At 64.3% G+C, this 24,679-nt stretch carries 24 protein-coding genes; 12 read left to right on the top strand and 12 right to left on the bottom strand.

Going from position 1 to position 24,679, the window contains the following annotated elements; translation table 11 throughout:
- Positions 1–67: 67 nt before the first annotated feature.
- The 4 genes from FJ930_RS15240 to FJ930_RS15225 form a co-directional block, all read right to left on the bottom strand.
- Positions 68–2,146: a hypothetical protein gene (locus FJ930_RS15240; RefSeq protein ID WP_141838717.1), complete on the bottom strand. Its 2,079-nt coding sequence runs from the start codon at positions 2,144–2,146 to the stop codon at positions 68–70.
- 63 nt (positions 2,147–2,209) lie between these two features.
- Positions 2,210–5,032: a DUF4159 domain-containing protein gene (locus tag FJ930_RS15235; protein WP_141838715.1), complete on the bottom strand. Its 2,823-nt coding sequence runs from the start codon at positions 5,030–5,032 to the stop codon at positions 2,210–2,212.
- A complete protein-coding gene (locus tag FJ930_RS15230; RefSeq protein WP_246676921.1) occupies positions 5,029–6,048 on the bottom strand; it encodes a DUF58 domain-containing protein in 1,020 nt (339 codons plus the stop codon). Before FJ930_RS15230 ends, FJ930_RS15235 begins: the two co-directional genes overlap by 4 nt.
- Positions 6,048–7,052 (bottom strand): MoxR family ATPase, encoded by a 1,005-nt coding sequence (locus FJ930_RS15225; protein WP_141838713.1) that lies wholly within the window; start codon positions 7,050–7,052, stop codon positions 6,048–6,050. The genes FJ930_RS15230 and FJ930_RS15225 overlap by 1 nt, the downstream gene beginning before the upstream one ends.
- Positions 7,053–7,193: 141 nt before the next feature.
- On the opposite strand from FJ930_RS15225, the gene FJ930_RS15220 reads away from it, so the two are divergent.
- The 3 genes from FJ930_RS15220 to FJ930_RS15210 are packed head-to-tail and all read left to right on the top strand — an operon-like array spanning position 7,194 to position 9,714.
- A complete protein-coding gene (locus FJ930_RS15220) occupies positions 7,194–7,823 on the top strand; it encodes a DUF1285 domain-containing protein (RefSeq protein ID WP_140745542.1) in 630 nt (209 codons plus the stop codon).
- Positions 7,823–8,455 carry a CoA pyrophosphatase gene (locus FJ930_RS15215; protein ID WP_141838711.1) on the top strand — a complete coding sequence of 211 codons (633 nt, stop codon included), beginning with the start codon at positions 7,823–7,825 and terminating at the stop codon, positions 8,453–8,455. The genes FJ930_RS15220 and FJ930_RS15215 overlap by 1 nt, the downstream gene beginning before the upstream one ends.
- Positions 8,452–9,714 carry a CCA tRNA nucleotidyltransferase gene (locus tag FJ930_RS15210; protein ID WP_141838709.1) on the top strand — a complete coding sequence of 421 codons (1,263 nt, stop codon included), beginning with the start codon at positions 8,452–8,454 and terminating at the stop codon, positions 9,712–9,714. Before FJ930_RS15215 ends, FJ930_RS15210 begins: the two co-directional genes overlap by 4 nt.
- A 103-nt stretch (positions 9,715–9,817) precedes the next feature.
- On the opposite strand, the gene FJ930_RS15205 is transcribed toward FJ930_RS15210, so the two are convergent.
- The 4 genes from FJ930_RS15205 to hemF form a co-directional block, all read right to left on the bottom strand.
- Positions 9,818–10,798, bottom strand: coding sequence for a S8 family serine peptidase (locus FJ930_RS15205; protein ID WP_141838707.1), 981 nt, complete (start codon positions 10,796–10,798; stop codon positions 9,818–9,820).
- An 86-nt stretch (positions 10,799–10,884) separates the two neighbouring features.
- Positions 10,885–11,463: a hypothetical protein gene (locus tag FJ930_RS15200; protein ID WP_141838705.1), complete on the bottom strand. Its 579-nt coding sequence runs from the start codon at positions 11,461–11,463 to the stop codon at positions 10,885–10,887.
- Positions 11,464–11,755: 292 nt separating this feature from the next.
- Positions 11,756–11,941, bottom strand: a complete 186-nt coding sequence (locus tag FJ930_RS15195; protein WP_140745500.1) for a DUF1059 domain-containing protein — start codon at positions 11,939–11,941, stop codon at positions 11,756–11,758.
- A gap of 403 nt (positions 11,942–12,344) precedes the next feature.
- Positions 12,345–13,259: an oxygen-dependent coproporphyrinogen oxidase gene (gene hemF / locus FJ930_RS15190; protein WP_141838703.1), complete on the bottom strand. Its 915-nt coding sequence runs from the start codon at positions 13,257–13,259 to the stop codon at positions 12,345–12,347.
- A 214-nt stretch (positions 13,260–13,473) separates the two neighbouring features.
- Here hemF and FJ930_RS15185 point away from each other — a divergent pair, with 214 nt between their 5' ends.
- Complete coding sequence (locus tag FJ930_RS15185; protein WP_023770299.1) at positions 13,474–13,731, top strand: hypothetical protein; 258 nt, start codon at positions 13,474–13,476, stop codon at positions 13,729–13,731.
- Here FJ930_RS15185 and soxR read toward each other — a convergent pair.
- Both soxR and FJ930_RS15175 read right to left on the bottom strand, forming a co-directional pair.
- Complete coding sequence (gene soxR, locus FJ930_RS15180; protein ID WP_141838701.1) at positions 13,728–14,174, bottom strand: redox-sensitive transcriptional activator SoxR; 447 nt, start codon at positions 14,172–14,174, stop codon at positions 13,728–13,730. The two genes, FJ930_RS15185 and soxR, sit on opposite strands and share 4 nt — an antisense overlap.
- A gap of 159 nt (positions 14,175–14,333) precedes the next feature.
- On the bottom strand, positions 14,334–14,792 hold the full coding sequence (locus FJ930_RS15175) for a tRNA (cytidine(34)-2'-O)-methyltransferase (RefSeq protein WP_141838699.1): 459 nt from the start codon (positions 14,790–14,792) through the stop codon (positions 14,334–14,336).
- A gap of 470 nt (positions 14,793–15,262) precedes the next feature.
- On the opposite strand from FJ930_RS15175, the gene FJ930_RS15170 reads away from it, so the two are divergent.
- Genes FJ930_RS15170 through FJ930_RS15150 form a run of 5 tightly spaced genes read left to right on the top strand, consistent with a single transcriptional unit; the run spans position 15,263 to position 20,267 of the window.
- Positions 15,263–15,658: a hypothetical protein gene (locus tag FJ930_RS15170; RefSeq protein ID WP_141838697.1), complete on the top strand. Its 396-nt coding sequence runs from the start codon at positions 15,263–15,265 to the stop codon at positions 15,656–15,658.
- A 28-nt stretch (positions 15,659–15,686) separates the two neighbouring features.
- Positions 15,687–17,588, top strand: coding sequence for an ABC transporter ATP-binding protein (locus tag FJ930_RS15165; RefSeq protein ID WP_141838695.1), 1,902 nt, complete (start codon positions 15,687–15,689; stop codon positions 17,586–17,588).
- Between the two features lie 10 nt (positions 17,589–17,598).
- Positions 17,599–19,482 (top strand): ABC transporter ATP-binding protein, encoded by a 1,884-nt coding sequence (locus tag FJ930_RS15160; RefSeq protein ID WP_141838693.1) that lies wholly within the window; start codon positions 17,599–17,601, stop codon positions 19,480–19,482.
- 4 nt (positions 19,483–19,486) lie between these two features.
- Positions 19,487–19,954 carry a GNAT family N-acetyltransferase gene (locus FJ930_RS15155; protein ID WP_141838691.1) on the top strand — a complete coding sequence of 156 codons (468 nt, stop codon included), beginning with the start codon at positions 19,487–19,489 and terminating at the stop codon, positions 19,952–19,954.
- A gap of 1 nt (position 19,955) precedes the next feature.
- Entirely contained in the window at positions 19,956–20,267 is a 312-nt protein-coding gene (locus FJ930_RS15150) for a DUF6665 family protein (protein WP_141838689.1), read from the top strand.
- Here FJ930_RS15150 and FJ930_RS15145 read toward each other — a convergent pair.
- Together FJ930_RS15145 and FJ930_RS15140 are read right to left on the bottom strand one after the other, a co-directional pair.
- Positions 20,248–21,132, bottom strand: coding sequence for an alpha/beta hydrolase (locus FJ930_RS15145; protein WP_141838687.1), 885 nt, complete (start codon positions 21,130–21,132; stop codon positions 20,248–20,250). The genes FJ930_RS15150 and FJ930_RS15145 overlap by 20 nt on opposite strands.
- Positions 21,133–21,201: 69 nt before the next feature.
- Positions 21,202–21,540 (bottom strand): cupin domain-containing protein, encoded by a 339-nt coding sequence (locus tag FJ930_RS15140; protein WP_141838685.1) that lies wholly within the window; start codon positions 21,538–21,540, stop codon positions 21,202–21,204.
- Positions 21,541–21,854: 314 nt separating this feature from the next.
- Between FJ930_RS15140 and petA the strand changes: the two genes are divergently transcribed.
- The 3 genes from petA to FJ930_RS15125 are packed head-to-tail and all read left to right on the top strand — an operon-like array spanning position 21,855 to position 24,618.
- On the top strand, positions 21,855–22,415 hold the full coding sequence (gene petA / locus FJ930_RS15135; RefSeq protein WP_140692140.1) for a ubiquinol-cytochrome c reductase iron-sulfur subunit: 561 nt from the start codon (positions 21,855–21,857) through the stop codon (positions 22,413–22,415).
- 16 nt (positions 22,416–22,431) lie between these two features.
- Positions 22,432–23,733 (top strand): cytochrome b N-terminal domain-containing protein, encoded by a 1,302-nt coding sequence (locus FJ930_RS15130; protein WP_140745477.1) that lies wholly within the window; start codon positions 22,432–22,434, stop codon positions 23,731–23,733.
- Positions 23,734–23,760: 27 nt separating this feature from the next.
- Positions 23,761–24,618 carry a cytochrome c1 gene (locus FJ930_RS15125; protein WP_141838683.1) on the top strand — a complete coding sequence of 286 codons (858 nt, stop codon included), beginning with the start codon at positions 23,761–23,763 and terminating at the stop codon, positions 24,616–24,618.
- Positions 24,619–24,679: the final 61 nt, after the last annotated feature.

Here is a 24,679-nt window from a genome sequence, read left to right as displayed (position 1 = left end):
AGCGCCGACAATTTGTGGGACACCATGACGACCAGCGCCGGCGCTGCCCCTCAGGGAGAAGGGAAGCTCATCGTCCCTCGCGGTACCACATCGAGCCCATCGCCAGAAGCAACAGGCCGAGGCCGAGGAAGCCGCCGAACAGCGGCACGCGCGAGACGGCCTTCAGGACGCTGTCATCGGTGGTGCGCAGGCCGATCCAGTCGTTGCCGGAGGCAGCACCGGCCGAGCGCACAGGCACGATGGAAGGCAGGCTCACGTCGCTGCCAGTGGCCGCGGACGGGGTCAGCCGGCGCACGCTGCCGCCGGTGGCTTCCGCCGGCGCCTTCAGCCGGTCCTCGGTGGAGACGACATCGGCGAATTCCGGCGCGTTGACCGGTCCGACATGGGCCAGCGCGGTGAGATCGCCATTGGCGACCTGGATGAGGCCGATCTCGCTGGTCTGGACGCTGCCGAGGAAGACGCCGGGCTCGGATTTCTCGAGCTTGACGGCCAAGGTCTTGCCGGAGGGGGTGATGATCTGTGCCGGGCCGGGTTCGTCGGCCATCGTCTGGCGGCGGATCTCCAGCACCATGCCGCGTCCCTCGGCGGTCAACCGCTCCTCCTCGAGCTCGGGTTCCTTCATCAGCCAGTGGGCGATGCGCCGGTAGAGCTGGACATGCGGGCCGCCGCCCTCGAAGCCGCGCGCCCACAGCCAGCCCTGATCGGACAGGAGCATGCCGACACGGCCTTCACCCTTGCGGTCGAGCAGGAGCAGCGGCCGGTTGTCGGCCCCCTTCATCACCACTTCGCCTTGCGGGTTCTGCACCCCGATGGTGCGGAACCAGCGGCTCCAGTGCGGCGGTTCTGTGGCCGAACCGTCGAGGCCGCGCGTCACCGGATGACGCTGGCCGAGATCGGTCAGGCGTGGATAGAAGGCCTTTTCGACCACCTCGCCGGTCGGCATGGCGGGCAGCGCCGACATCAGCGGCGTACGCGCGATCGAACTTTCTCCGGCATATTCGGGGCCGGCGGCGATCAGCAGCGCGCCGCCCTTTTCGACATATTCCGAGATGTAGTCGTAATAGAGGATCGGCAGCACGTCGCGGTGCTGGTAGCGGTCGAAGATGATGAGGTCGAAATCCTTGATCTTCTCGACGAACAGCTCGCGGGTCGGGAAGGCGATCAGCGACAATTCGTTGATCGGCGTGCCATCCTGCTTCTCGGGGGGCCGCAGAATGGTGAAATGGACGAGATCGACCGAGGCGTCGGATTTCAACAGGTTGCGCCAGGTGCGCTCGCCCGCGTGCGGCTCGCCGGAGACGAGCAGCACGCGCAAATTCTCGCGGATGCCGTCGACCAGCGCGATGGCGCGGTTGTTGGTATCGGTCAATTCGCCCGGTTCGCGATCGATGGCGAGTTCGATGATGTTGCGGCCGGCGCCCGGAATGGTCACCTGCAGCGGCATCGCCTGGCCAACGGTGGCGTGCTCGACCGCAACCTGTTCGCCATTGACCGAGACACGCACATCGACAGGGCCGCTCTCGTTCTCCGTCGAGATGACGCGGTAGGTCATGTCGAGCGGCTTGCCGACGAGGCCGAAGCGCGGCGCGTTCTCGAAGCGGATGCGGCGGTCTTTCTCGTGCTCGTTGCCGGTGATCAGCGCATGCAGCGGAGCGCTGAAGTCGGGCGCGCCCGGAGGCGCGTCGTGCACCTCACCATCGGTGATCATGATGGCGCCGCCGACACGCGAGGGCGGCACGTCGCGGAAGGCGCCTTCCAGCGCGCTGAACAGCCGGGTTTCGGTGCGCTCCTCGGCGGCGTCGGACTTGCCGGCCTCGACGACGCGGACGTCGAACTGCTTGAAGCGGCCAAGACGCTGTTGCAGCCCGGCGAGCGCCTCATCGGCCTGCTTGGTGCGGTCGCCAATATCCTGGCTCTGGCTGCGGTCGACGATGAGGGCAACCACGCTCTTCAGAGGGTCACGCTCCTCGTTGAGGAATACCGGATTGAAGAGGGCGGCGGCGAGCGCCAGCAGAGCGACGAAGCGAAGGACCGCGCCGCGCTGGCGAAACCACAGGCCGACAAGCGCAAGCAGCGCCAGCGGCACAAGCACCAGGGCCCAAAGCGGCCAGGAGATCAGCGGTTCGAAGGAGATCGACCAGTTCATGCCTTATCCTCCCTTTGTGGGGAGGGGCCGATCCGCGTGGGGAGCGTAACAAAGAACCTCATCCTACTGCCCCAGCCGTTCGAGCAGTATCGGCACATGCACCTGGTCGGATTTATAGTTTCCGGTCAGCATGTACATCATGATATTGACCCCGGCGCGCAACGCATACATGCGCTGCATCGGGTCGGCCGGCACGGTCGGCAGCAGAGGGTCGCCATTCTCGTCGACCGCCCAGGCGCCGGCGAAATCATTGGCGGTGATCATGATCGGCGAAACGCCGTCGCCAGTGCGCACCGGCCGGTTGTCGGCATTGCTGGCGTCAAGCGATGCCTCGACCCAGAGCGGGCTGCCAGCGAAACGGCCGGGAAATTCCGGCAGGATGAAGAAGGATTTGGTCAGCACGTGATCCGAGGGCACCGGCTCCAGCGGCGGCACGTTGAGGTTGCCGAGGATGTCGCGCAGCCGTTCCGTCGCCGGGCTGGTGGAATCGGCGCCGATGCCGTTGGCGAACTGGTCGCGGGTGTCGAACAGCACCGTACCGCCCTGCTGCATATAGGCATCGATGCGGGCGATCGCGGCCTGGCTCGGCATGGGCGCCGCCGGATTTATCGGCCAGTAGATCAAGGGATAGAAGGACAGTTCGTCCCTCGATATGTCGACGCCGGCTGGCGCGCCCGGTTCCAGGGCGGTCTTCTCGATCAGGAAGCGGGTCAGGCCCTCGAGCCCAGCGCGGCTGATCGAATCGTCGCCCGGCACGCCGGTCAGCACATAGGCGATGCGGGTCTTCGAGATCGCCGCGATCGCGGCCTCGTCGCCCGGCTTGGCATCGTCGGCGCGGACGAGATCGGCATGGCCGAACAGCGCGCCAAGCGCAATCAGGATCGCCGCGGTGGTTGTGGCCGCGCCGGCACGGCGCGGCCGGCGCGAAAACAGGCCGCCCATCCACAACACCGCCAGCGTGTCGAGCAGCATCAGCACCAGGGCTGCCGCGACCAGCCCCCCCTTCAGGTTGCGCGATTCATCGAAGGCATACTGGATCGTGGTGACCGGCACGGTGATTTGCGGGCGCGCCAGCGGCTCGAACGTGCTCGCGGCATCAAGCAGGTTGTGAGCGAAGACGCCGGTCTCCGAGCCATAGAGTCCAGGCGGATTCTCGAAAGTCACCGGCAGCGCGCCGGCGCCTGGCACCAGTGGACGTGCATCGGGTGTCGGCGGCACCAGCGAGCCATCGGCCGCGATCATGCGGTAGGGCGCCAGCGACGTGGCGGCGGCTTCGGCATTGGCGATCGCCGCACCCTGGTTGCGCGACAGCTGCACGATGCGGCGCAGCATCTCGACGAAGCTGCCGGAGATCGGCAGGTTCGACCAGGTCGCCTCGGGCGTGACGTGGAACAGCACCACCGTGCCCTTGCCCTTCTTCAAGCCGGTGACCAGCGGCGTGCCGTCGGCAAGGGCCGCCCAGGTGCGCTCGACGATGTCGGGTGTCGGCTCGGCCAGCACCTGCCTGCTCACCGTGACCTCGGTGGGCGGCGCCAGGTCGGCGAAGGGGCCGGCCTTGGGAAATTCGGTGACCGGCTGCGGCGACGTCCATGACAGTGCGCCGCCAAGCGAGCGCTCGCCGGTGCGCAGGCGAACCGGCAGCAGGTCGTCGTCATTGCCGGCGGCGGCCAGCCGCGAGCCCGCGAACCGCACCAGCGTGCCGCCATTGTCGACCCAGTCGACCAGCCTTTGGCGGACCTGCGCCGGAATGGTGCCGATATCGGCCATGACGATCATCGCCGGCTTCTGGTCGAGGATCTGCGGGATGGCGTCGGCGAGATCGGCGCTGGAGGGTTCGACCAGATCGGCGAAAGGCTGCAGCGCGCGCCTGATGTAGTAGAGCGGCGACAGGAGGGGCTGCGCTTGGTCGGCTTCGGCTTGCGACAGCAGCCCGACGCGGCGGCGCTTGGAGCTTTCATCCAGCACGCGCACCGCACCGGCGTGGCGCTCGCCGTCGAGCGCGATCGAGGCGAAGTCGTTGCGCAGCTCGAACGGTACCGTCATGGTGCCCGTGGCGGTGGCTTCGCCGGGCGCGAAGGTCAGCGTCGCATCGGCGATGCGACGCCCCTTGTCGTCGAAAGCGCCGGCGGTGACCTGCGCCGGCGCCGGATCGCCCGGCGCGCGGATGGCGGTCAGGGCAAAGCCGTCGACCTGATTGTCGGCCGCGGTCAGGCCGGTCAAGGAAAGCCGGTCCGCGGTGGCCCAGACGACGCGGGCGGCATTTTTCGACAAGAGCGTGTTGAAGGCGGCCTCGTCGCCCTTTGCCGCCAGGCCGTCGGCGAGCACGGCGACGCTGGCGCCGGGCAAGGTCTCCAGCACGCCGGCGACGCGGGCATAGACAGCAGGCCGGTCGGTCGGGATCGGCCGAGGCTTGGCGGCACGCAGCCGGTTCAGCGCGGCGGCGGCATCGAAGGGGCCGATCTCCGCGTTGGGCTTTTCGGCGGTGAAGGCGAGGATGACCGGCACGCCGTTTGAGCCGGCATCGGCGATCAGCCGTTCGGCGGTGGCGACGCGCTTGCTCCAGTCGGCGGCACTGGCCCAGTCATTGTCGACGACCAGCGCAAGCGCGGCACCCTCGGCCGGCAATTTCTCGCGCGGATTGAAGACCGGTTCGGCCAATGCCGCCACGACAAGGGCGGCCATAAGGAGCCTGAGCAGCGTCAACCACCAGGGGCTCCGCTGCGGCGTCTCCTCGCGCTTCAGCACGCGCGCCAGGATATTCAGCGGCGGAAAGATTTCGGCCTGCGGCTTGGGCGGCGTCAGCCTGAGCAGCCACCAGATCACCGGCAGCGCCAGCAGGCCCCACAGCACCATGGGAAAGCCAAAGGAGAGCGGCAGCCAGCTCATGCCACGGCCTTTCCAGGCTGACCGGAGGTCGGCGCGGCACGACCAGAGGTCAGCCCAGGCTGACTGCCGGTCAGCCCGGCACGACTAGAGGTCGGCCCAGGCTGACTGCCGGTCAGCCCGGCATAAGAGCCGTCGGCGGTCATTGCCATGTGCAGGCGCACCAAGGCGTCGGAAGCCAGCCGGTCGGTGTGGTTGACGGTGAAGCTCCAGCCGAGCCGCTTGCACCAGCCGGCCAGCTCCTGGCGGCGGGCGGTGTAGAGCAGGCGGTATTCATCGCCCAGCATCTCGGCGCGTCCTGCGGTCAGCTTGTCGCCGGTCTCGGGATCGGTGAACTCCGTGCGGCCGGCATAGGGGAAGGTTTCCTCGGCCGGATCAGCGACCTCGATCAGATGCGCGCGCACGCCGTGGCGGGCGAGGACGTCGAGCCAGGCCATGGTTTCCTCGACGGGATCGAGGAAATCGCTGACGATGATGATGTCGCAGAAGCGCCTGATGTCGGACAGGTCGGGTTTTGCCGGCAAGTCGCCGGCATGCATCAACTGGGCGGCGATGCGCTCGGCGCCGTTGCGCGCGGTGAACGGATCGGTCAGGCCAGGCCAGGCGATGCGTTCGCCGCTGCGCGACAACAGTTCCGCCATGGCCAGCGCCAGTACCAGCGCGCGCGATTGCTTGGAGACGCTGGCGCCCGTCGACTTGTAGAGCATGGAGGGCGAGGGATCGGCCCACAGCCAGACCGTATGGGCGGCTTCCCATTCGCGGTCGCGCACGTAGGTGTGGTCGTCGCGGGCCGAGCGGCGCCAGTCGATGCGCGAGGCGTCACCCTCGACATAAGGCCGGAACTGCCAGAAATTCTCGCCGATGCCGCGTTTGCGGCGGCCATGCCAGCCGGCGATCACGGTGTTGACGATGCGGCGCGCCTCGACCAGCAGGTCCGGCACAAGCGAAGCCCGCAACCGGCCGCGGGCGAGCGCGTCGCGCGTCGCTGCCGGAGCCTGGACCTCGCCGATGCGCGCCATTAGATACCCTTGACCAGCTTCGCCACCACGTCGCGCACGCTGGTGCCCTCGGCGCGGGCGGCGAAGGTCAGCGCCATGCGGTGCTGCAGCACCGGCTCCGCCAGCGAACGCACATCGTCAACCGAAGGCGCCAGCCGCCCGTCGTAGAGCGCGCGGGCGCGCGTGCACAGCATCAGCGCCTGGCTGGCGCGCGGTCCCGGCCCCCAAGCGACATGCTTGTCGGTCTCGGCATTGCCCTGGCCCGGACGTGCCGAGCGCACAAGGGTGAGGATCGCCTCGACAACGCTTTCGGGCACCGGCATGCGGCGGATCAGCGTCTGGATCTCCTTCAGCCGGGCGGGCTGCAATACATTGGCCGCCTTGGCGTCCTCGACGCCGGTGGTTTCCAGCAGGATGCGGCGCTCGGCCTCGATTTCAGGATAGAGAATGTCGACTTGCATGAGGAAGCGGTCGAGCTGGGCTTCGGGCAGCGGATAAGTGCCTTCCTGTTCCAGCGGGTTCTGCGTCGCCAGCACATGGAAGGGCAAGGGCAGATCATGGCGGATGCCGGCAATGGTGACGTGGTACTCCTGCATCGCCTGCAGCAGCGCCGACTGGGTGCGCGGCGAGGCGCGGTTGATCTCATCGGCCATCAGAAGCTGGGCAAAGATCGGCCCGGAGATGAAGCGGAAGGATCGCTTGCCGGTCTCGTCCTGCTCCATGACCTCGGAGCCGAGGATATCGGACGGCATCAGGTCGGGCGTGAACTGGATGCGGCGCGAATCGAGGCCGAGCACGACGCCCAGCGTCTCGACCAGCTTGGTCTTGGCAAGGCCCGGCACGCCGACCAGAAGCGCATGGCCGCCGGCCAGCAGCGCCACCAGCGTACGCTCGACGACGTTCTCCTGACCGAAGATCACCCGGCCGACCCCGTCGCGAATCCTGGAAATGTCGGCGAGCGCCTTCTCGGCCTCGGCGACCATGTCCTTTTCGCTGATCGGGCTTTCCTTGACCATCACGCTCATGCCGCATCGATCCCTTTGGTTGGAAATACCGGCCCGCACCATACCATAGGTGCCGCGATTCGGCCTCGCGTAGCGCCTATGTTCGAATTTAAATCACAGACTTAGGCTGACAAGCGGAACAACAGTGACTATTTCGTGACCATGACGGAACACTCGCCACATCGCGAACAAAGCCTTACCGGTGCCACCGAGGCGCGGGGCCTCGAGGCGCTGATCGCGCGTGCGGCGCGCGCCGATAAGGGCGCGGCGCCGGTCGAGCGCTGGAATCCCGACTTTTGCGGTGATCTCGATATGGAGATCAAGGCTGACGGTACCTGGTTCTATCTGGGAACGCCGATCGGCCGCATGCCGCTGGTCCAGCTTTTTTCCTCGGTGCTGCGCAAGGATGCCGACGGCAGGACCTATCTGGTCACGCCGGTGGAAAAGGTCGGCATCCGCGTTGCCGATGCGCCCTTCATCGCCGTCGAGATGGATGTTTCGGGCCGCGGCGAGGAACAGATCATCACCTTCCGGACCAATGTCGGCGACGTGGTCGAGGCCGGACCGGAGCGGCCGCTGCGTTTCGTCGACGAGGACGAGACCGGAGGCCTGAAGCCCTATGTGCTGGTGCGCGGCAGGCTCGAGGCGCTGGTCGCGCGGCCTGTCATGTACGAGCTGGTCAGCCATGGCGAGGAGATCGAGATCGACGGCAGGACGATGTTCGCCGTGCGCTCCAAGGGAGCGGTATTCGCGATCATGCCGGCCGACCAATTGAAACAGCTGAGCGCGTGATGGACCAGATGGCACCGGCGCCGTTTTCATCGGCGGATTTTCGCACGCGCTTCGCCGCGCAGCCGCAAGCGCATGCCGACGACGACTATGGCGATCACCGCTTCAATCCCGGCCACCCGCGCCTCAGCCAGAACAAGGCGCTGCGCGATGCCGCGGTGCTGATCCCGGTGGTCGATCATGTCGGCGAGGCGACGGTTCTGTTGACCAAACGGGCCGAGAAGCTGCGCAGCCATTCAGGGCAGGTGGCCTTTCCCGGCGGCACCATCGACCCGACCGACGCCAGCCCGGAAGCAACGGCGCTGCGCGAGACCTTCGAGGAGATCGGCCTCGGCTGCGATCGCATCGAGATCCTCGGCCGCATGCCCGATTATGTCGCCGGCAGCGGCTACCGCATCGCGCCGGTGCTGGGCATCGTGCGACCCGGCTTCGAGCTGACCTTGAACGCCGACGAGGTCGATGCCGCTTTCGAAGTGCCGTTGCGTTTCCTGATGGACCCGGTGAACCACAAACGCGACAGCCGCATGTGGAACGATCTCGAATGGTTCTTCTACGACATGCCCTATGGCGACAGGCGCATCTGGGGCGTCACCGCCGGCATCATCCGTACGCTCTATGAAAGGCTCTATGCGTGAGTGTATCGATTGCAGGCAGGGCCGACTGGCTCGGCGACAAGCATCTGCAGCGCCTGCTTGGCGTGCTCGCCGAGGGCGGTGAGGAGGCGCGTGTCGCCGGCGGCGCCGTGCGCAACACGCTGATGGGCCAGGCGGTCGCCGATATCGACATCGCCACCACCTGCCTGCCGCAGGAAACCGTCCGCCGCGCCGAGGCGGAAGGCTTCAAGACGGTCCCGACCGGCATCGAGCATGGCACGATCACGGTGATCGCCGGCGGCAAGCCCTATGAAATCACCACTTTGCGCGCCGATATCGAAACCGATGGCCGTCGCGCCAGGGTATCGTTCGGCCGCGACTGGAGGCTCGATGCCGAGCGGCGCGATTTCACCATCAACGCGCTCTACGCCGAGGCTGACGGGACGGTTGTCGACCTTGTCGGCGGCGTCGCCGACATCGAGGCGCGCCGGCTGCGCTTCATCGGCGACCCGGAGGCGCGCATCCGCGAGGACTATCTGCGCATCCTGCGCTTCTTCCGCTTCTTCGCCTGGTATGGCGAAGGCCGGCCGGACGCCGAGGGGCTGAAGGCCTGCGCCCGGCTGAAGGACGGGTTGGCGCAACTTTCGGCCGAACGCATCTGGTCCGAACTGAAGAAGCTGTTGTCGGCGCCTGATCCCTCGCGGGCGCTGCTCTGGATGCGCCAGGCGAGCGTCTTGACCGCCGCACTGCCGGAAAGCGAGAAATGGGGCATCGATGCGATCCACGGACTGACCAAGGCCGAAAAGGATCTGGGCTGGGCGACAGATCCGATGCTGCGGCTGGAGGCGATCGTGCCGCCGGACGCCACGCGAATGAAGACGCTCGCCGAGCGCCTCAGGTTGTCGACCGGCGAAGCAGACCGTTTGCGCCACTGGGCGGTGGCCACCGCCGTCGCGTCGAGGACGACCGAGGGCGAACTGGCGAAAAGGCTCTACCGTGGCGACCGGCAGGGGTTTGTCGATCGCCTGCGGCTGGCGCTTGCATCGGTGCGGATGCGCGCCGCCGAGGACAATGACGCGCTGCTCGAAGCTGGCGGTTTTTCGCGCCTACTTGCCTTCGCGCTCAAATGGGAAAAACCACTGTTTCCGCTGAAGGGCGCCGATCTGACCGCGCTCGGCGCAACGCCGGGGCCGAAGCTCGGCGAAATCCTCAAGAACCTTGAGGCGGAATGGATCGAGGCGGGGTTTGCGCTTGATCGCGGCGAGCTGCTTGACCGCGCCGCAAAGGCACTCGAAACCTGAAGCGCGTCGCGTGGAAACGGATCACGCGCCGCGCTTTGGATCAGGTCTTGTCTCGATGCATGCCGTTCTCCCAAGGCCACTTTGGGAGACCTGCATCCCCCATCTACCTGATTGCCACGGGAGCCAGGGCGCGTGACAGGCTCGCTTCGCCTTTGCCATAGAGGGAAGCCCTATAGTTGACCAGGGTGTCGGTCCGAGCCGTATTGAGCAGATCGTTGGTGATCTGGGTCGGCGTGGCATTGGTGAACTTGCTGCCTATTATCGCAGCATATCCTGAAATGATCGGCGCGGCGAAGGAGGTGCCATAAAGGCCTGTCTTGCTCCCATCGACACCAACCACAAGGAAGTGGCTTTGCACGAGCGGATTGGAGCCGGCGTAGTCCGAGTACCAGGCAAGCTGCGCCTTGTTGGTTGTCGTGCCATTCGTCGACAGCGCGCCGACGAAGATTGCTGTTTGCTTGCCGATCAGGGCGAGATTGAGATAGTCCTGCTGGCCGTTCGTGACACCCCCGACCGCGACGGAGTCGTTGCCGGCCGCCTTCGAGATGATGGCCGATCCACTGCTGGCATAGGAGATGATCGACGCCTCTTCCGGTGCCCACCCGATCTGGTTCACGCTGTAGCCCGCGGTCGTGTACATCCCGTAGCTGAGGTTGAGCACGTTACGGCCGGGCGCTAGTGAGACCGCCGAACCTGTGGAGAAGTCTTTAGATCTGATGCTCGCCCAGGGCGCGATCATGCCGGCTTCCTCGCGGGTCCATTCACCGTGCCGCTGGTTTTGAACCCCGACGCCGAAGTTACCGGAGAAGCGCGACGAACTGCTGAAGTCGTCGACGATGGTGATGGTGACGCCCTGCCCCTTGTAGCCTGCCGCCCATGCGGCGCCGACGTCGGGGCTCATCCATCCTGGTGTGGCAGCTTGCGTACGCGCGGCCGGGATTGTTGCGCTCACGCATATGGTTAGGCCGCCATGGCACAGCGCGGCCATTTCGTCCGCATCGGGAGCCTCCTGTGCCGACGCGATCGGCGCCGACAGCATGGCGAAAGCGAGGGCGATACCGAATTTCAAGTGATTACCTGACATGTTCCAACTCCGGTCAAACAAGAAACTGGGACGGGCGATCGCGAACTTCGGGGCGAGATGGTTTTCTCGATCCAAGGCCTCGGCGATCAGAAACTAACACGGTAGTTCAGCCAGAGGTGCTGGCTCTCCGGTTTAGCGTTAACCAGATATTTCAGCGTTTCCTCAGGTGCCATCTGGCTGGCAGCGAGGCGGCAATTGACGCTGTAGGTACCGAAGTCGCCATAATCGGCTTCGCAGGACTTTTCGGTGAGCTTGCCGCCGAAGGTCGTGGTGAGCGACAGGGAAAGCGTACTGTTCGGACTCGGATGCATCTGGGTGAGGAAGCCAAGCTTCAGGCTGGGCTGGATCCGATACTTCTCGCCCTCTTCTCCGGTTCCAAAGCCCCAAAGGATGCCGGTATCCTCGGTGACCTGGGTCAGCAGGTCCACGTGCATGTCGACCCAGCTTGCGCGGTACCATTGGTTGAACGATACCCGGTTTCCGTTCTGCAGTTCGTAACCGCCATTGCCCAGGCCCCTCGCGCGATCGCTGAGTGGCGAGCCCTGATGGATGTCGACCAACGATGTCGTCATTTCCTGGGCAATAGCCGGGGACGCCTCAAGGAGCGCGCACAGGAGGAGCGCCGCCGAGCGGAAACTCTCTCGATTGCCGGACTTTTCGCGCATGCGCGAAACACCTCGCCTACCGATTCCGGGCCAGTGCCTGATGGCGACGGGCTCCTCTTGCAGCCCGCTGTAGCCGGATTATCGGTGCGACAATGGCACGGATCGGTTACCGCCGGGTTTACTTAAGTTAAGGCGAATGTAATTTTTTGGCCCTGCGAGGTCTGGCGGCATAACGTTCGTGATCGCGTCGAACGCCCATCGCGGACGCCGTGGCCCAACGCTGTTCTATCTGCTTTACAGCCAATCTGGAGCGCCGACGCTTATCTCTTGCCATGAACCCAAGCGCCAAGACCTACGCCGCGTCGCGAGCCTTCTGGATACGCGAACGGATCGCCTCGATCATCGTCTCGCGGATGATCGTCTCACCATGTGTCTCGCGCATGTGTTCGACGGCACGGCGCATCACTTCGGCTTCCTCGTTGGCACGGGTGTGCCAGTCACAGCCGGGAACGAGCGACCCGCAGTGAAATTCCTTCATCGGATTTCTCCCTTTCCTCCATGGAACCCGGTCAAGGCTCCGGTACCTTTCTTGGCTCGTGGCCCGTCCGAGTTGCACCTTCGGATCATCGAGCGGGTGAGCATAACACAGATGGGGTGATGTTGGTTGCGGTCAATGGCTAAAAGGCGGAGCAGCGCTGCTCCGGTCGCGTCGGGTCGCGGCCCGGTTTTACGCAATTCCGAACGGAAAACCATTTCCGCTCTTCCTGGAATCGCGCTCAGGCGAGCCGCCGGCGCTTCCCGACCCGGCCCGACAGATAGGCCAGTCTTTTCAAGCGCCTATTAGACGAAAAAGAAATCTTCCGCAGCGCCAGGCGCCACATTCCGCGCCCATTTCGCGGGAATGGGACAGCAATGCGGCTTACATGCCGTTCACCATTTTGTTATGGCCAGCGGACCTCCGGCGGCAGGCTGGACAGGATCGATACGACATTGCCGCCGGTCTTCAGGCCAAAAATGGTGCCGCGATCGTAAAGCAGGTTGAATTCGACATAGCGGCCACGGCGAATGAGTTGTTCGTCGCGGTCGCCGTCGGTCCAGTTCTCGTTGAAGTTGGCGCGCACGAGGTGGCTGTAGACGACCAGGAAGGAGCGTCCGATATCCTGGACGAAGTTGAAGTCGGCATTCCAGCCGCCCTTGTCCTGCGCTGAATGCAGCCAGTCGAAGAAGATGCCGCCAGTGCCGCGCGGCTCATTGCGGTGCGGCAGGAAGAAATACTCGTCGCACCAGGTCTTGAACTTCGGGTAGTCGGCAACGCCGGCGTTCTTCTCGCAAGCGAACTGCATGGCGCGGTGAAAGGCTGCCGTGTCGGGATCGTCCTGGGTGCGGCGGCGGTCGAGCACCGGCGTCAGGTCGGCGCCGCCGCCGAACCATTGGCTCGAGGTGACCACCATGCGCGTGTTCATGTGCACGGCTGGCACGTTGGGATTCCAGGGGTGCGCGATGAGTGAGATGCCGGAGGCCCAGAAGCGCGGGTCTTCCTCGGCGCCGGGCATCTGCTTCCTGAGTTCGGGCGAGAACTCGCCATGGACCGTCGAAGTGTGGACGCCGACCTTCTCGAAGACGCGGCCGTGCATCATCGACATGGTGCCGCCGCCACCCTTGCCCGCGTCGCGTTCCCAAGGCGTCTTTTCGAAACGGCCCGGCGCCCACGAAGCCAGCGGGCCCTGAAGATCCTGCTCGATCTGCTCGAAGGCGGCGCAGATGCGTTCGCGCAGCGCCTCGAACCACAGGCGTGCCTTCATCTTCTTCTCTTCGATGTCGGCGGGCAGGCCAGCCGGTATTTCGGGTCGTTCCAAGTGCCGTCTCCGGTTGCGGGCGGTGAGTCCACAAAAGACTCGTCTTTTCCGGGCGCGATCCCTAATCTCTTAGGGAACACGGTCAAGTGTCATTGCGGCACCGCGCGTCCTTTGGACGCGCAAGGGATGCCGCAAGACTTGGTTTTCGCGCATGACCCTTCCGAAACGCGGTTCCGGTTTCGGGGGCACGCGCTGCGGTGCAAGGAGTTCTTTCGTGCGCACCCCGGCAAGACCGCCGCTGGATGGCCTGAAGAAACGGCTCGACCAAAGCCGGGCCGAACGCGCGCGCATGCCGCGTGACGGTTTCCTGCGCGAGACCTTCGTCCTGCCGCGCTCCGATGCCCGCCTCAAGGCGAAAGAATGGTTCGAGCGCTTCCCCAAACAGGCCTACTGGACCGAGATCGAAAGCTGGTTCGAGCGCCCGGGCGATCTGATCGAGTTCACCATCAGGCGGCTGCCGGCGGCGGATTAGGACCCCACCAACAGCCGCCTCGCGCCGGTGCCTTCCCTTGCCAGCCGGTCGCCCTTGTTCCTGAGCGGGCATTTGTCGATAGACATGCAGCCGCAGCCGATGCAGTCGGTCAGCCCGTCGCGCAGCTTCTTTAGCTGGCTGATTTTCAGGTCGAGGGTATCGCGCCAAGCCGTTGAAAGCAGATTCCAATCTTCACGTGTCGGCGTGCGGCCTTCAGGTAAAGATTCAAGTGCGGCACTGATTTCAGCCAGCGAGATGCCGACCTCCTGCGCGACCTTGATGATGGCCACGCGCCGCAGCACGTCGCGGGCGTAGCGGCGCTGGTTGCCTGACATGCGGTGGCTGCGGATCAGCCCGCGCGCTTCATAGAAATGCAGCGCCGACACCGCGACACCGCTGCGCCTGGCCACCTGGCCGACCGTCAATTCCGTTACAGGTGCCATGTCCCACTTTCCGCTTGACCTCAAGTTAAGTTGAGCTTGTAGCGAAGACATGTCGATTGGGCAAATAAGGAGAAGGCGATGTGCGCCTGGGTGAGAATGACTGGAGAAACCGCTGTCATCGGCGACGGCAAGGGCGGTGCCGTCGATGGGCGGCGGATCCTATCCGAGCTGCCGGACGGCTTCGCCAGCCACCATGGCGACGGAAAGCGCGACGTTGATGCTGCGCGCGGTGCCTTGCATGGGGATGGTCAGCCGCGCATCCGCCGCCTGGTGGACTTGATCCGGCACGCCCGCGGATTCGCGGCCGAACAGCAATATGTCGCCACTGGCGAAGTCGAAGCGCGTATAGGCGGTGGTGGCCTTGGTCGACAGAAGCACCAGCCGGCGCGCGCCGGCCTTGCGCCATTCCTCGAAGGCCTGCCAGTCGACATGCCGGGTCAGGGCAGCCATTTCGAGGTAGTCCATGCCGGCGCGCTTGAGCGCCTTGTCGGAGAGCGGAAAGCCGGCCGGTTCGATGATGTCGACGCCAAGTCCAAGGCAAGCGGCGAAGCGCAGGATTGTGCCGGTATTGCCGGCAATGTCAGGCTGGTAGAGCGCGATGCGGAGACGACAGTTCATTTCCGCATCCTTCTAATAAGTGGCAGATCGGCCACAGCGGGCTGGCGGTTTTGGAAATTCCTGGACCTGCGGGTGGCCATTTTCTGCGAAGTTGGGTATGTCAGCACCATTGTCAACCCGAACCGATGGAGGGGTATTTCATGATGACCATGCACATCCAGCGCCCCTCCCGTGGGCTTACCTGCCTGCTGGCGGTTTCGGTACGACAATTCTCCTGACTCTCTAAGACTTGATCGCACCGATTCCCGCCGAAACGTTTTTTCGGCTCTCGAAGGAATCCTGCGATGTTTTTCAAAAAGTCAAAAGGGTTGAACGCCCCACCTGAAGACGTCCGGACTGACTTGTCCAGTCGTGTCCAGACCGATGCTCGGCATCGTGTCCGGACCGATGCAATCCGCGCCTCCGGCCGAATGCCGGCGGACGACGTTGCTTCGCCTTTTCATCTCTATTTTCACACGGAGGACGGACCGATGTTCGATCCCTACAGAATACCGGGCTCGAGGAGCCTGCATATCCACCGGCTGCCGACCTGGGCGCTGCTGATCGGCGACACCTATTCGTCGGCGGTTCATGCCGAAGTCCGCCGCCGCCCGCATCGCGGCATGCTGCCGGATGTCGATTTCTCGCGCGCGGTTCCCGATCCGAGCCGGCCGTCGCTGGTGCGCCGCATCATCCGGCTGATCCGGCCCGGCGCGAAGATCCGGATTGTCGACACCACGCCGGCGGCATCATCGAACGATGCTGTCGGCGAAAAGCCCGCGAGTCCCTATATTGCGCGAAGCAGGGCCGACGGTCCGGATGATTCCGGACCGTCGGTCCCTGGCGCCATGCGGTCCGGGGACTTCGTACGTCGCCAGGCCGCCTAAGCGGAAAACAGATCCACAGGCATGACCTATGTTGTTGTTTAGCTGGTTTGAAAGAAGGCTCGATCCGTTCCCCGCGGCGGAACCGGTCGAGCCGCCCAAGACGCTGGTCGCCTTCTGCCTGCATTATACGCGCGGCGCATGGCCTTATATCCTGACCGATGCGGTGCTGGTGACGGCGATCGCCATCGCCGAAGTGTGGATGTTCGGCTTCCTCGGCCGCATCGTCGACTGGCTGTCGGGGCAGAACCGCGAAACCTTCCTGCAGACAGAGGCCTGGAAGCTCGCCGGCATGGCCTTCATCGTGCTGTTCGCGCTTCCGGGCACGGTGTGGCTGCATTCGCTGCTCAACCAGCAGACGCTGATGGGCAACTATCCCATGCGTATCCGCTGGCAGGTGCATCGCTACCTGCTCAAACAATCGATGAGCTTCTACCAGGACGAATTCGCCGGCCGCATCGCCACCAAGTTGATGCAGACGGCACTCGCCGTGCGCGAATGCGTCATCAAGGTGATCGACGTCCTGAACTACGTTATCGTCTATTTCCTCGGCATGCTGTTCATCGTCGGTTCGGCCGACTGGCGGCTGGCCGCCCCGCTGGCTGTCTGGCTGGTGGGCTACATCCTGTTGCTGCGCTTCTTCATCCCGCGGCTGGGCAAGGTCGGCGAGGAACAGGCCAATGCGCGCTCGACCATGACCGGCCGCGTCGTCGACAGCTATACCAACATCCAGACGGTCAAGCTGTTCAGCCATTCGCGCCGCGAGGCCGCCTTCGCCAGGGAAGGCATGATGGGCTTCCTCGACACGGTCTATCGGTCGATGCGGCTGGTGACGGTGCTTTTCGGCTCGCTTTACATCCTGAACGCGCTTCTCCTGTTCTCGGTTACCGCCATCTCGCTGTGGCTGTGGCTTGACCAGGCGGTAACGATCGGCGCGGTCGCCGTGGTCATTGGCCTGGTGCTCAGAATGTGGGGCATGTCGCAATGGATCATGTGGGAAATGTCGGGTCTGTTCGAGAACATCGGCACGGTGCAGGACGGCATCGCCTCGATCTCGCTGCCGCGCCTGGTCGAGGACAGGCCGGATGCGAAGGAGATCACGGTTTCCAAAGGCGAGATCCGTTTCGAGGACATCCGCTTCCACTATGGCAAGCAGAAAGGCGTCATCGAAAATCTGTCGCTGGCCGTGAAGCCGGGCGAGAAGGTCGGCATTGTCGGCCGCTCGGGCGCCGGCAAGTCGACGCTGGTCAATCTTCTGCTGCGTTTCTACGACCTCGAAGCCGGTCGCATCCTGATCGACGGCCAGGAGATCGCCGGTGTGAAGCAGGATTCGCTGCGTGCCCATATCGGCATGGTCACGCAGGACACCTCGCTGCTGCATCGCTCGGTGCGCGACAACATCCTCTATGGCCGGCCCGACGCCACCGACGAGATGCTTGTGGAGGCATCGCGGCGGGCCGAGGCGCTGGACTTCATCGGCGCGCTTTCGGACCACAATGGCCGCAAGGGATTCGACGCCCATGTCGGCGACCGTGGCGTCAAATTGTCGGGCGGCCAGCGGCAACGCATCGCCATCGCTCGCGTTATGTTGAAGGACGCCCCGATACTTATCCTTGACGAGGCGACGTCGGCGCTCGATTCCGAAGCTGAAGCAGCCATCCAGGAGAATCTCTACAAGCTCATGCAAGGCAAGACCGTCATCGCCATCGCGCACCGGTTGTCGACCATCGCCGCCATGGACAGGCTCGTTGTGATGGACCAGGGCCGTGTCATCGAGGAAGGTTCGCACGAGGAACTCGTCGCCAGGGGTGGGCTCTACGCACAGCTCTGGCAGCGCCAGTCGGGCGGGTTCCTGCTCGAGGACATTCCGAGCGACGCTGCCAACGATAGTGTTGCCAACGATATTGGCGCAAAGGGGCAAGCCGCAGAATGATGGCCGCCGCATGATGACAGCCGTCTATCGGTGGTTCGAGAACTGGGTCTATCCATTCAGGGAGCCGGCGAATCTTCGGCCACCGTCCAGCGTCGGCGGTTTTCTCTGGCATTATGTCGGCCAGGCGAAGTTCGCCTTCTTCGCCATGCTGGTCATTGGCGGCATCGCGCCGCTGGTCGAGGCTGGCCTGTTCTACTTCGTCGGGCGGTTGGTCGATATTCTCGACCAACTCCCCGGCGAGCGCAGCTGGCATGCGCTGTGGACCGCCGCCGGCCCTGAGCTGCTGTTCATGATCGCGGTGGTGCTGGTCATCCGCACCGTGATCGTCGGCCTGTCGGCGTTGGTCGATGAGCAGACGATCACGCCCGGCTTCTACAATCTGGTGCGCTGGCAGGCGCACCGGCACGTCTCGCGCCAGTCCTACGCCTTCTTCCAGAATGATTTCGCCGGCCGCATCGCCACCAAGGTCTGGCAGGCGGGACAGGCGACGGGCGACCTGATGGAAAGCTTCATCGAGGTCGTCTGGTTCATGGTGGTCTACACGGCGACGACGCTGGCGCTGGTCGCCGGCCTCGATCTCAGGCTGGCGGCGCTGGTGGTGGTCTGGATCACGGCGTTCGGCTTTCTGGCCAGGCTTTATTTGCCGGCGATCCGCAAGCACGCCGAGGCTACCGCCGAGGCGGGCTCGATGATCAATGGCCGCATCGTCGATTCCTATTCGAACGTGCAGACGCTGAAACTGTTCGCGGCCGACGGCGATGACCACTACATCAGGAACGGCTTCGACATCTATCTCGACGCGCTGCGTCCCTTCACTCGCCGGCTGACCGGCGTGCGCATGGCGCTGACGACGCTGTCGGGCATCATGATCACGGCGATCGGCTGCTTTGCCGTCTATCTCTGGGTCGAAGGGTCGATCACTGTCGGCGCCGTCGCTTTCACGCTGTCGCTGGTGCTGCGGCTCAACATGCTTCTCGGCCGCCTGATGATGCAGATGAACAGCATCCTGCGCAATCTCGGCGTGCTGGAGAATTCCAAAGCGCTGATCTCGCAGCCGCTCGGGCTGGTCGATGCGCCCAATGCCAAGGAACTGGTCGTGACCGGCGGGCGCATCGATGTGAAGGGTGTCGAGTTCCATTACGGCAAGGGGTTCGGCGTGCTGGACGGCATCGACCTTGTCGTGCGTCCGGGCGAGAAGGTCGGGCTGGTCGGGCCATCGGGTGCGGGCAAGACGACGCTCGCCAATCTGATCCTGCGTCTTTACGATCTCGAGGACGGCTCCATCACAATCGATGGCCAGGAAATCTCCACGGTGACCCAGAATTCGCTACGCGCCAGTATCGGCGTCGTCAGCCAGGACACCGCGCTGTTCCATCGTTCGCTGCGCGACAACATCAAGCTCGGCATGCCCGACGCGACCGACGCCGAGGTGATCGCGGCGGCAAAAAAGGCCGAGGCGCATGACTTCATCCTGGGCCTGCGCGACAACAGGGACCGTGCCGGCTACGAGGCCTTCGTCGGCGAGCGCGGCGTGAAACTGTCGGGCGGCCAGCGCCAGCGCGTGGCGATCGCCCGCCTCTTTCTCAAGGATGCACCGATCCTGATCCTCGACGAGGCGACCTCGGCGCTCGATTCCGACATCGAGGCGGCGATCCAGGAGAATCTGGCGAGGCTCATGGAGGACAAGACCGTCATCGCCATCGCCCACCGGCTGTCGACGATAGCGGCACTCGATCGCCTCGTGGTGCTCGACGGCGGCCGCATCATCGAGCAAGGCACGCATGATGAGCTGGTGGCGCTGGACGGGCTCTACGCGCGGCTGTGGAAGCGGCAGTCCGGTGGCTTCCTCTATCATGAGGAAAGCGTGCTGGAAGAGACGCGGCCGGCGGAGTAGGCGCATGGGTGGACAGGCGAAGATCGACTATGGGGTCAGGCGGCTGCGGCCGACAACGCCGGCCTTCGACAGGCTGAAAGAAGAGAGCCGGTTGGAAGGTTATTGGATGCTGGTGCGCCTGGGGGATGGCTGGGCAAGCGGCCGCGACAAGTTCCTCAAACGGGGCGAGGCGCTGTTTGGAGCATGGCATGGCGCGGAGCTCGCCGGTGTCTGCGGGCTGAACATCGATCCTTATTTCGAGGGCAGGGACCACGGCCGGGTCCGGCATCTGTTCGTCAGTGCACGTCACCGCCGCGCCGGCCTTGGCCGCATGCTGGTCGAGACCGTCATCGACCGGGCCCGCCAGTATTTCACCGTGTTGAACACCAGGGCGCCGCGCGAAGCCTTCGCTTTCTATGAGCGGCTTGGCTTTGAGCGCGTGGAGGCCGAAGAATTCGTCACCCACCGCATGGTGTTCGGAAAGGGAAGCTGAAATGTCCTTGCGTCCGCCATCCCATCTTGCCGGCGCGTCGGCCGCCGAAGCGGCCTTCGACGCGCTTGGCCATGAAATCCTGGCCGAGAAGGCGGCGGCACTCGGACGTGCCGGGCGGCGGGTTGAAGAAACACTGGTTAGGTTGCGCGACAATGCCGACGAGCAGTTGCGCGCCCGATTGCTTAGGGAGGCCGCGGTGGCCGTTCACGCCTATTTCATCCAGCGCGAACTGTGCGGCCTTCGAAAGCATGACGCCGTGATCCGCGAATACGATATTCCGAAAGCCGTGCTGGTCAGGCTCGGCGCCATGTAGGGTCGGCGCTGGCCGCGCTGATCTCCCTGTGGAAACGCGCCAGGCGGGTGGCGAGGCCTTCGGGATTTTCATCGGCGACGAAATGTCCGCTGTTGGGGATGATGTCGCCCTCTACTTTCGAAAGCCCGGCCGCGAGCAGGCCATCGACATAGTCGCCGATATCGCCGGGCTCCGCCGATCCCCTGAGATACAGCACCGGAATTGCGATCGGCTGCGCGGGCCGTGCGGCATTGGCTTTGGCGTCTTCGGGGAAGGCGCGATACCAGTCGAATCCGGCCTGAAGGCTTTCGGGCCGGGAATAGGCTTTTGCATAGATTTCCCGGGCATCATCCGGGATCGAGGCCCGGTCCTTCGAAAGCGCATTGAAGAAGAAGTCGAAATAGGCGCTCTGATGGCCGCTCACCAGCGTTTCGGGCAACGCCGGGACGGCATGGAATGCGAAATGCCAGATCCGCGGATTGCCAATGACCTTCTCCCACGGCGCGATGCCCGGAATGACGACATCCATGATCGCCGCGCCGCAGAGGATCTCGGGATGGTCGCGCAGCAAGGCAAACACGATCTGGCCGCCGACATCATGGCCGGCGGCCACGAGTTGCCGCAGGCCGCAAGCCTCGGCCACGCCTCTCATCAGCCTTGCCAGGGTCCTCTTGTCGCCAGCCCCGGGCAAGCCCTGCGAACCGCCGATGCAGGGCAGGTCGGGCGCGACGACCCGGTAATCGGTTGCCAGCCGGCCGATCACCCGTTCGAACGCGTAGGAGCTTTGTGGCCATCCGTGCAGCAGGAGGAAAGCCGGCGCTCCGGCCGGGCCCGCTTCGCGCATGGCAATGCTCAGCCCTTCGATTTCGATGTTCGAGGTTTGCATGTCCTGGCCGTGTCGACCGCCCGTCCAGTGAATCTAGGCGGCAACCGGAAACCGACAAGCAAGGCATCATCACTCCAGCCACCCGGTGATGAAAGTGCCGTTCTCGTGGATGTCGGTCGTTTCCAGCGGCCCCGGACCGAGATTGGTGAATTTGTGCGGCGTGTGCGGCGGAACGATCAGGCCGGCCGAGGCCTCGATCTCCTGATCGCCGACGGTGAACAGGCCGGTGCCCTGGCGGATGATGAAGATCTCGGAATAGGGATGGACGTGCAGGCGCGGGCCGCCGCCTACATCGGGCAGGTAGTTGAAGATCAGGCAGGAGTTGGAGCCGTAGGCGCCGCATTGCGGTTCGCCCTTCCAGCGGTCGGAACGAACAGCCCATTCCTCGCGGTCTACGACGTGCGCCATGCCGGGGAGGATAGATCACACCGACATTCCGTGTCGAGGTGCACAAGGACACTGGATTTGCGGTTGTTTCCCGGCTGTTTAGCCGCCTTTCGCGGCCATTCGCCGTCTTGCCGCGCAACAGGGGATTTTGTCCCCGCGACAATCTGCCCATGTGCCTTGACCCGTCTGGACAAAAACGGGCTTCACGCATAAACCGAAGTCCAAATGCCGGAGGAATTCGCTAGCCTGTTCGCCATGCGCTGTCGGGTTGGCGTGATTGAGCGGGGAACAAGGCTCGGCCACCGGCGCGGAAGAGGCGAAAGGATCAGGCACCCGTGAGCGCAACCGACATCCACGATCCCAATCGTCGAGATTTTCTTTACGTCGCCACCGGCATGGCCGCCGTGGTCGGCGCCGGTGCCGTCGCCTGGCCGTTCATCGACCAGATGCGCCCCGATGCCTCGACGCTGGCGCTCGCCTCGGTCGAAGTCGATGTCTCCTCGCTGACGCCAGGCAGTTCGCTGATCGTCAAGTGGCGCGGCAAGCCGGTCGTGGTGCGCAACCGCACCGAAAAGGAAATGAAGGACGGCGAAGCCGTCAGCCTTTCCGATCTCAAGGATCCGATCGCCCGCAACGCCAACCTCCCGTCCGACGCGCCGGCGACCGATGCCAACCGCACCACACCCGGCAAGGAAGCCTGGATGGTGATGGTTCAGGTCTGCACGCATCTGGGCTGCATCCCGCTCGGCCAGGAAGGCGATTTCGGTGGCTGGTTCTGCCCGTGCCACGGTTCCCAATACGATACCGCCGGCCGCATCCGCAAAGGCCCGGCGCCCGAGAACATGGCGATTCCGGTATTCAAGTTCGTTTCCGATACCAAGATCCTTATCGGTTGAGGCAGGGGATATTTCGATGAGCGAGGGACACTCGACCTATACGCCAAAAACCGGTCTCGGACGCTGGTTCGATGCCCGCATGCCGCTGCCGCGGCTGGTTTATGACAGCTTCGTCGCCTACCCGGTGCCGCGCAACCTCAACTACATGTGGACGTTCGGCGGCATCCTGTCGATCATGCTGGTCTCGCAGATCATCACCGGCATCGTGCTGGCGATGCACTATACGTCAGACAGCACTCTCGCCTTCGATTCGGTCGAGAAGATCATGCGCGACGTCAACTCCGGCTGGCTCTTGCGCTACATGCATGCCAACGGCGCCTCGTTCTTCTTCATCGCCGTCTATGTCCACATCTTCCGCGGCCTGTTCTACGGCTCGTACAAGGCGCCGCGCGAGCTGCTCTGGATTCTCGGCTGCATCATCTACCTCTTGATGATGGCGACCGGCTTCATGGGCTATGTGCTGCCGTGGGGGCAGATGAGCTTCTGGGGCGCCACCGTCATTACCGGCTTCTTCAGCGCCATTCCACTGGTCGGTGACTGGATCCAGCAGCTGCTGCTCGGCGGCTTCGCCGTCGACAATCCGACGCTGAACCGCTTCTTTGCGCTGCACTACCTGCTGCCGTTCATGATCGCCGGCGTCGTCGTGCTGCACGTCTGGGCGCTGCATGTCGTGGGCCAGTCGAACCCGACCGGCATAGAGGTCAAGTCGAAGACCGACACCGTCGCCTTCACCCCGTACGCGACCATCAAGGACGCGTTCGGCATGATCGTGTTCCTGTTCTTCTTCGCCTATTTCGTTTTCTACCTGCCGAACTATCTCGGCCATGCCGACAACTACATCGTGGCAAACCCGCTGAAGACGCCGGCCCACATCGTGCCGGAATGGTACTTCCTGCCGTTCTACGCAATCCTGCGCGCCATCACCTTCAACATCGGGCCGATCAACTCCAAGCTCGGCGGCGTGCTGTGCATGTTCGGCGCCATCGCCATGCTGTTCCTGGTGCCCTGGCTCGACACCTCCAAGGTGCGTTCGGCGGTGTACCGGCCCTGGTACAAGCTGTTCTTCTGGCTGTTCGTGGCCGATGCCATCCTGCTTGGCTGGCTGGGCTCGCAGCCGGCGGAAGGCAGCTATGTGTTCATGGCGCAGATGGCGACGCTGTTCTACTTCGCCTTCTTCCTGATCATCATGCCGGTGCTCGGCCTGATCGAGACGCCGCGCAGGGTGCCGAACTCGATCACCGAGGCGGTGCTGGAGAAGAACAAGGGTGGCAGCGGGCATCCAGCGGGCGCCATGGCCGCACCACAGACCAAGGGCTGAGCGGTAGAGAATCTAAGGGGATTTGGCATGAAAAAGATTCTCACCTCGCTTGCGCTGATCGGCCTTGTGGCCGCCGGTACGGCGGCATTCGCGGCCGAAGAGGCGCACAACGCCGCGGCTCCAACGCATTTCCCGATCAACGAGCCGAAGGAAATGAGCTGGAGCTTCACCGGCCCGTTCGGCACCTATGACAAGGCGCAGCTGCAACGCGGCCTGAAGGTCTACAAGGAAGTCTGCTCGGCCTGCCATTCGATGAATTTGGTGGCGTTCCGCACACTTTCGGACCTTGGCTACAACGACGCGCAGATCAAGACGCTGGCGGCCGGATACACCGTCCATGACGGCCCCAACGATGCCGGCGACATGTTCGACCGTCCCGGCAAACCATCAGACCATTTCCCGGCGCCGTTCGCCAATGAGGAGGCCGCCGCTGCCTCCAATGGCGGCGCTGCTCCGCCCGACATGTCGCTGCTGGCCAAGGCGCGCGGCGTCGAGCGCGGTTTCCCGCAGTTCGTCTTCGACATCTTCACCCAGTATGACGCCGGCGGTCCCGACTACATCCATTCGCTGCTGACCGGCTACGACCAGACGCCGCCGGCCGGAATGGTCATCCCTGAGGGCACGCACTACAACCCGTACTTCATGTCGGGCGTGTCGCTGAAGATGCCCAAGCCGCTCTCCGACGGCCAGGTGACCTATGATGACGGCTCGCCGCAGACCATCGACCAGTATGCCCGCGACGTCTCCGCCTTCCTGTCCTGGGCGGCCGAGCCGCACATGGAAGATCGCAAGAAGATGGGCTTCCGTGTGCTGGTGTTCCTGCTTCTGTTCGGCGCCCTGGTCTACATGACCAAGCGCAAGGTGTGGGAAGGCGTGGCGCACTGAACCGCGCGCATGGTGAAGGGAAACCAGAAAGGGCGCCGCGAGGCGCCCTTTCTGCGTCAGT

This window comes from Mesorhizobium sp. B2-4-15 (genome assembly GCF_006658505.1).
Lineage (GTDB): Bacteria > Pseudomonadota > Alphaproteobacteria > Rhizobiales > Rhizobiaceae > Mesorhizobium.
The sequence above is the reverse complement of the archived record's forward strand: the minus strand, read 5'-3'. Positions and strand labels throughout refer to the sequence as shown.

Coding starts and splice junctions, on each gene's coding strand:
- FJ930_RS15240 (WP_141838717.1), bottom strand. CDS start 2,146: ATGAACTGGTCGATCTCCTTCGAACCGCTGATCTCCTGGCCGCTTTGG.
- FJ930_RS15235 (WP_141838715.1), bottom strand. CDS start 5,032: ATGAGCTGGCTGCCGCTCTCCTTTGGCTTTCCCATGGTGCTGTGGGGC.
- FJ930_RS15230 (WP_246676921.1), bottom strand. CDS start 6,048: ATGGCGCGCATCGGCGAGGTCCAGGCTCCGGCAGCGACGCGCGACGCG.
- FJ930_RS15225 (WP_141838713.1), bottom strand. CDS start 7,052: ATGAGCGTGATGGTCAAGGAAAGCCCGATCAGCGAAAAGGACATGGTC.
- FJ930_RS15220 (WP_140745542.1), top strand. CDS start 7,194: ATGACGGAACACTCGCCACATCGCGAACAAAGCCTTACCGGTGCCACC.
- FJ930_RS15215 (WP_141838711.1), top strand. CDS start 7,823: ATGGACCAGATGGCACCGGCGCCGTTTTCATCGGCGGATTTTCGCACG.
- FJ930_RS15205 (WP_141838707.1), bottom strand. CDS start 10,798: ATGTCAGGTAATCACTTGAAATTCGGTATCGCCCTCGCTTTCGCCATG.
- FJ930_RS15200 (WP_141838705.1), bottom strand. CDS start 11,463: ATGCGCGAAAAGTCCGGCAATCGAGAGAGTTTCCGCTCGGCGGCGCTC.
- FJ930_RS15195 (WP_140745500.1), bottom strand. CDS start 11,941: ATGAAGGAATTTCACTGCGGGTCGCTCGTTCCCGGCTGTGACTGGCAC.
- soxR (WP_141838701.1), bottom strand. CDS start 14,174: ATGGCACCTGTAACGGAATTGACGGTCGGCCAGGTGGCCAGGCGCAGC.
- FJ930_RS15175 (WP_141838699.1), bottom strand. CDS start 14,792: ATGAACTGTCGTCTCCGCATCGCGCTCTACCAGCCTGACATTGCCGGC.
- FJ930_RS15170 (WP_141838697.1), top strand. CDS start 15,263: ATGTTCGATCCCTACAGAATACCGGGCTCGAGGAGCCTGCATATCCAC.
- FJ930_RS15165 (WP_141838695.1), top strand. CDS start 15,687: ATGTTGTTGTTTAGCTGGTTTGAAAGAAGGCTCGATCCGTTCCCCGCG.
- FJ930_RS15160 (WP_141838693.1), top strand. CDS start 17,599: ATGATGACAGCCGTCTATCGGTGGTTCGAGAACTGGGTCTATCCATTC.
- FJ930_RS15155 (WP_141838691.1), top strand. CDS start 19,487: ATGGGTGGACAGGCGAAGATCGACTATGGGGTCAGGCGGCTGCGGCCG.
- FJ930_RS15150 (WP_141838689.1), top strand. CDS start 19,956: ATGTCCTTGCGTCCGCCATCCCATCTTGCCGGCGCGTCGGCCGCCGAA.
- FJ930_RS15145 (WP_141838687.1), bottom strand. CDS start 21,132: ATGCAAACCTCGAACATCGAAATCGAAGGGCTGAGCATTGCCATGCGC.
- FJ930_RS15140 (WP_141838685.1), bottom strand. CDS start 21,540: ATGGCGCACGTCGTAGACCGCGAGGAATGGGCTGTTCGTTCCGACCGC.
- FJ930_RS15130 (WP_140745477.1), top strand. CDS start 22,432: ATGAGCGAGGGACACTCGACCTATACGCCAAAAACCGGTCTCGGACGC.
- FJ930_RS15125 (WP_141838683.1), top strand. CDS start 23,761: ATGAAAAAGATTCTCACCTCGCTTGCGCTGATCGGCCTTGTGGCCGCC.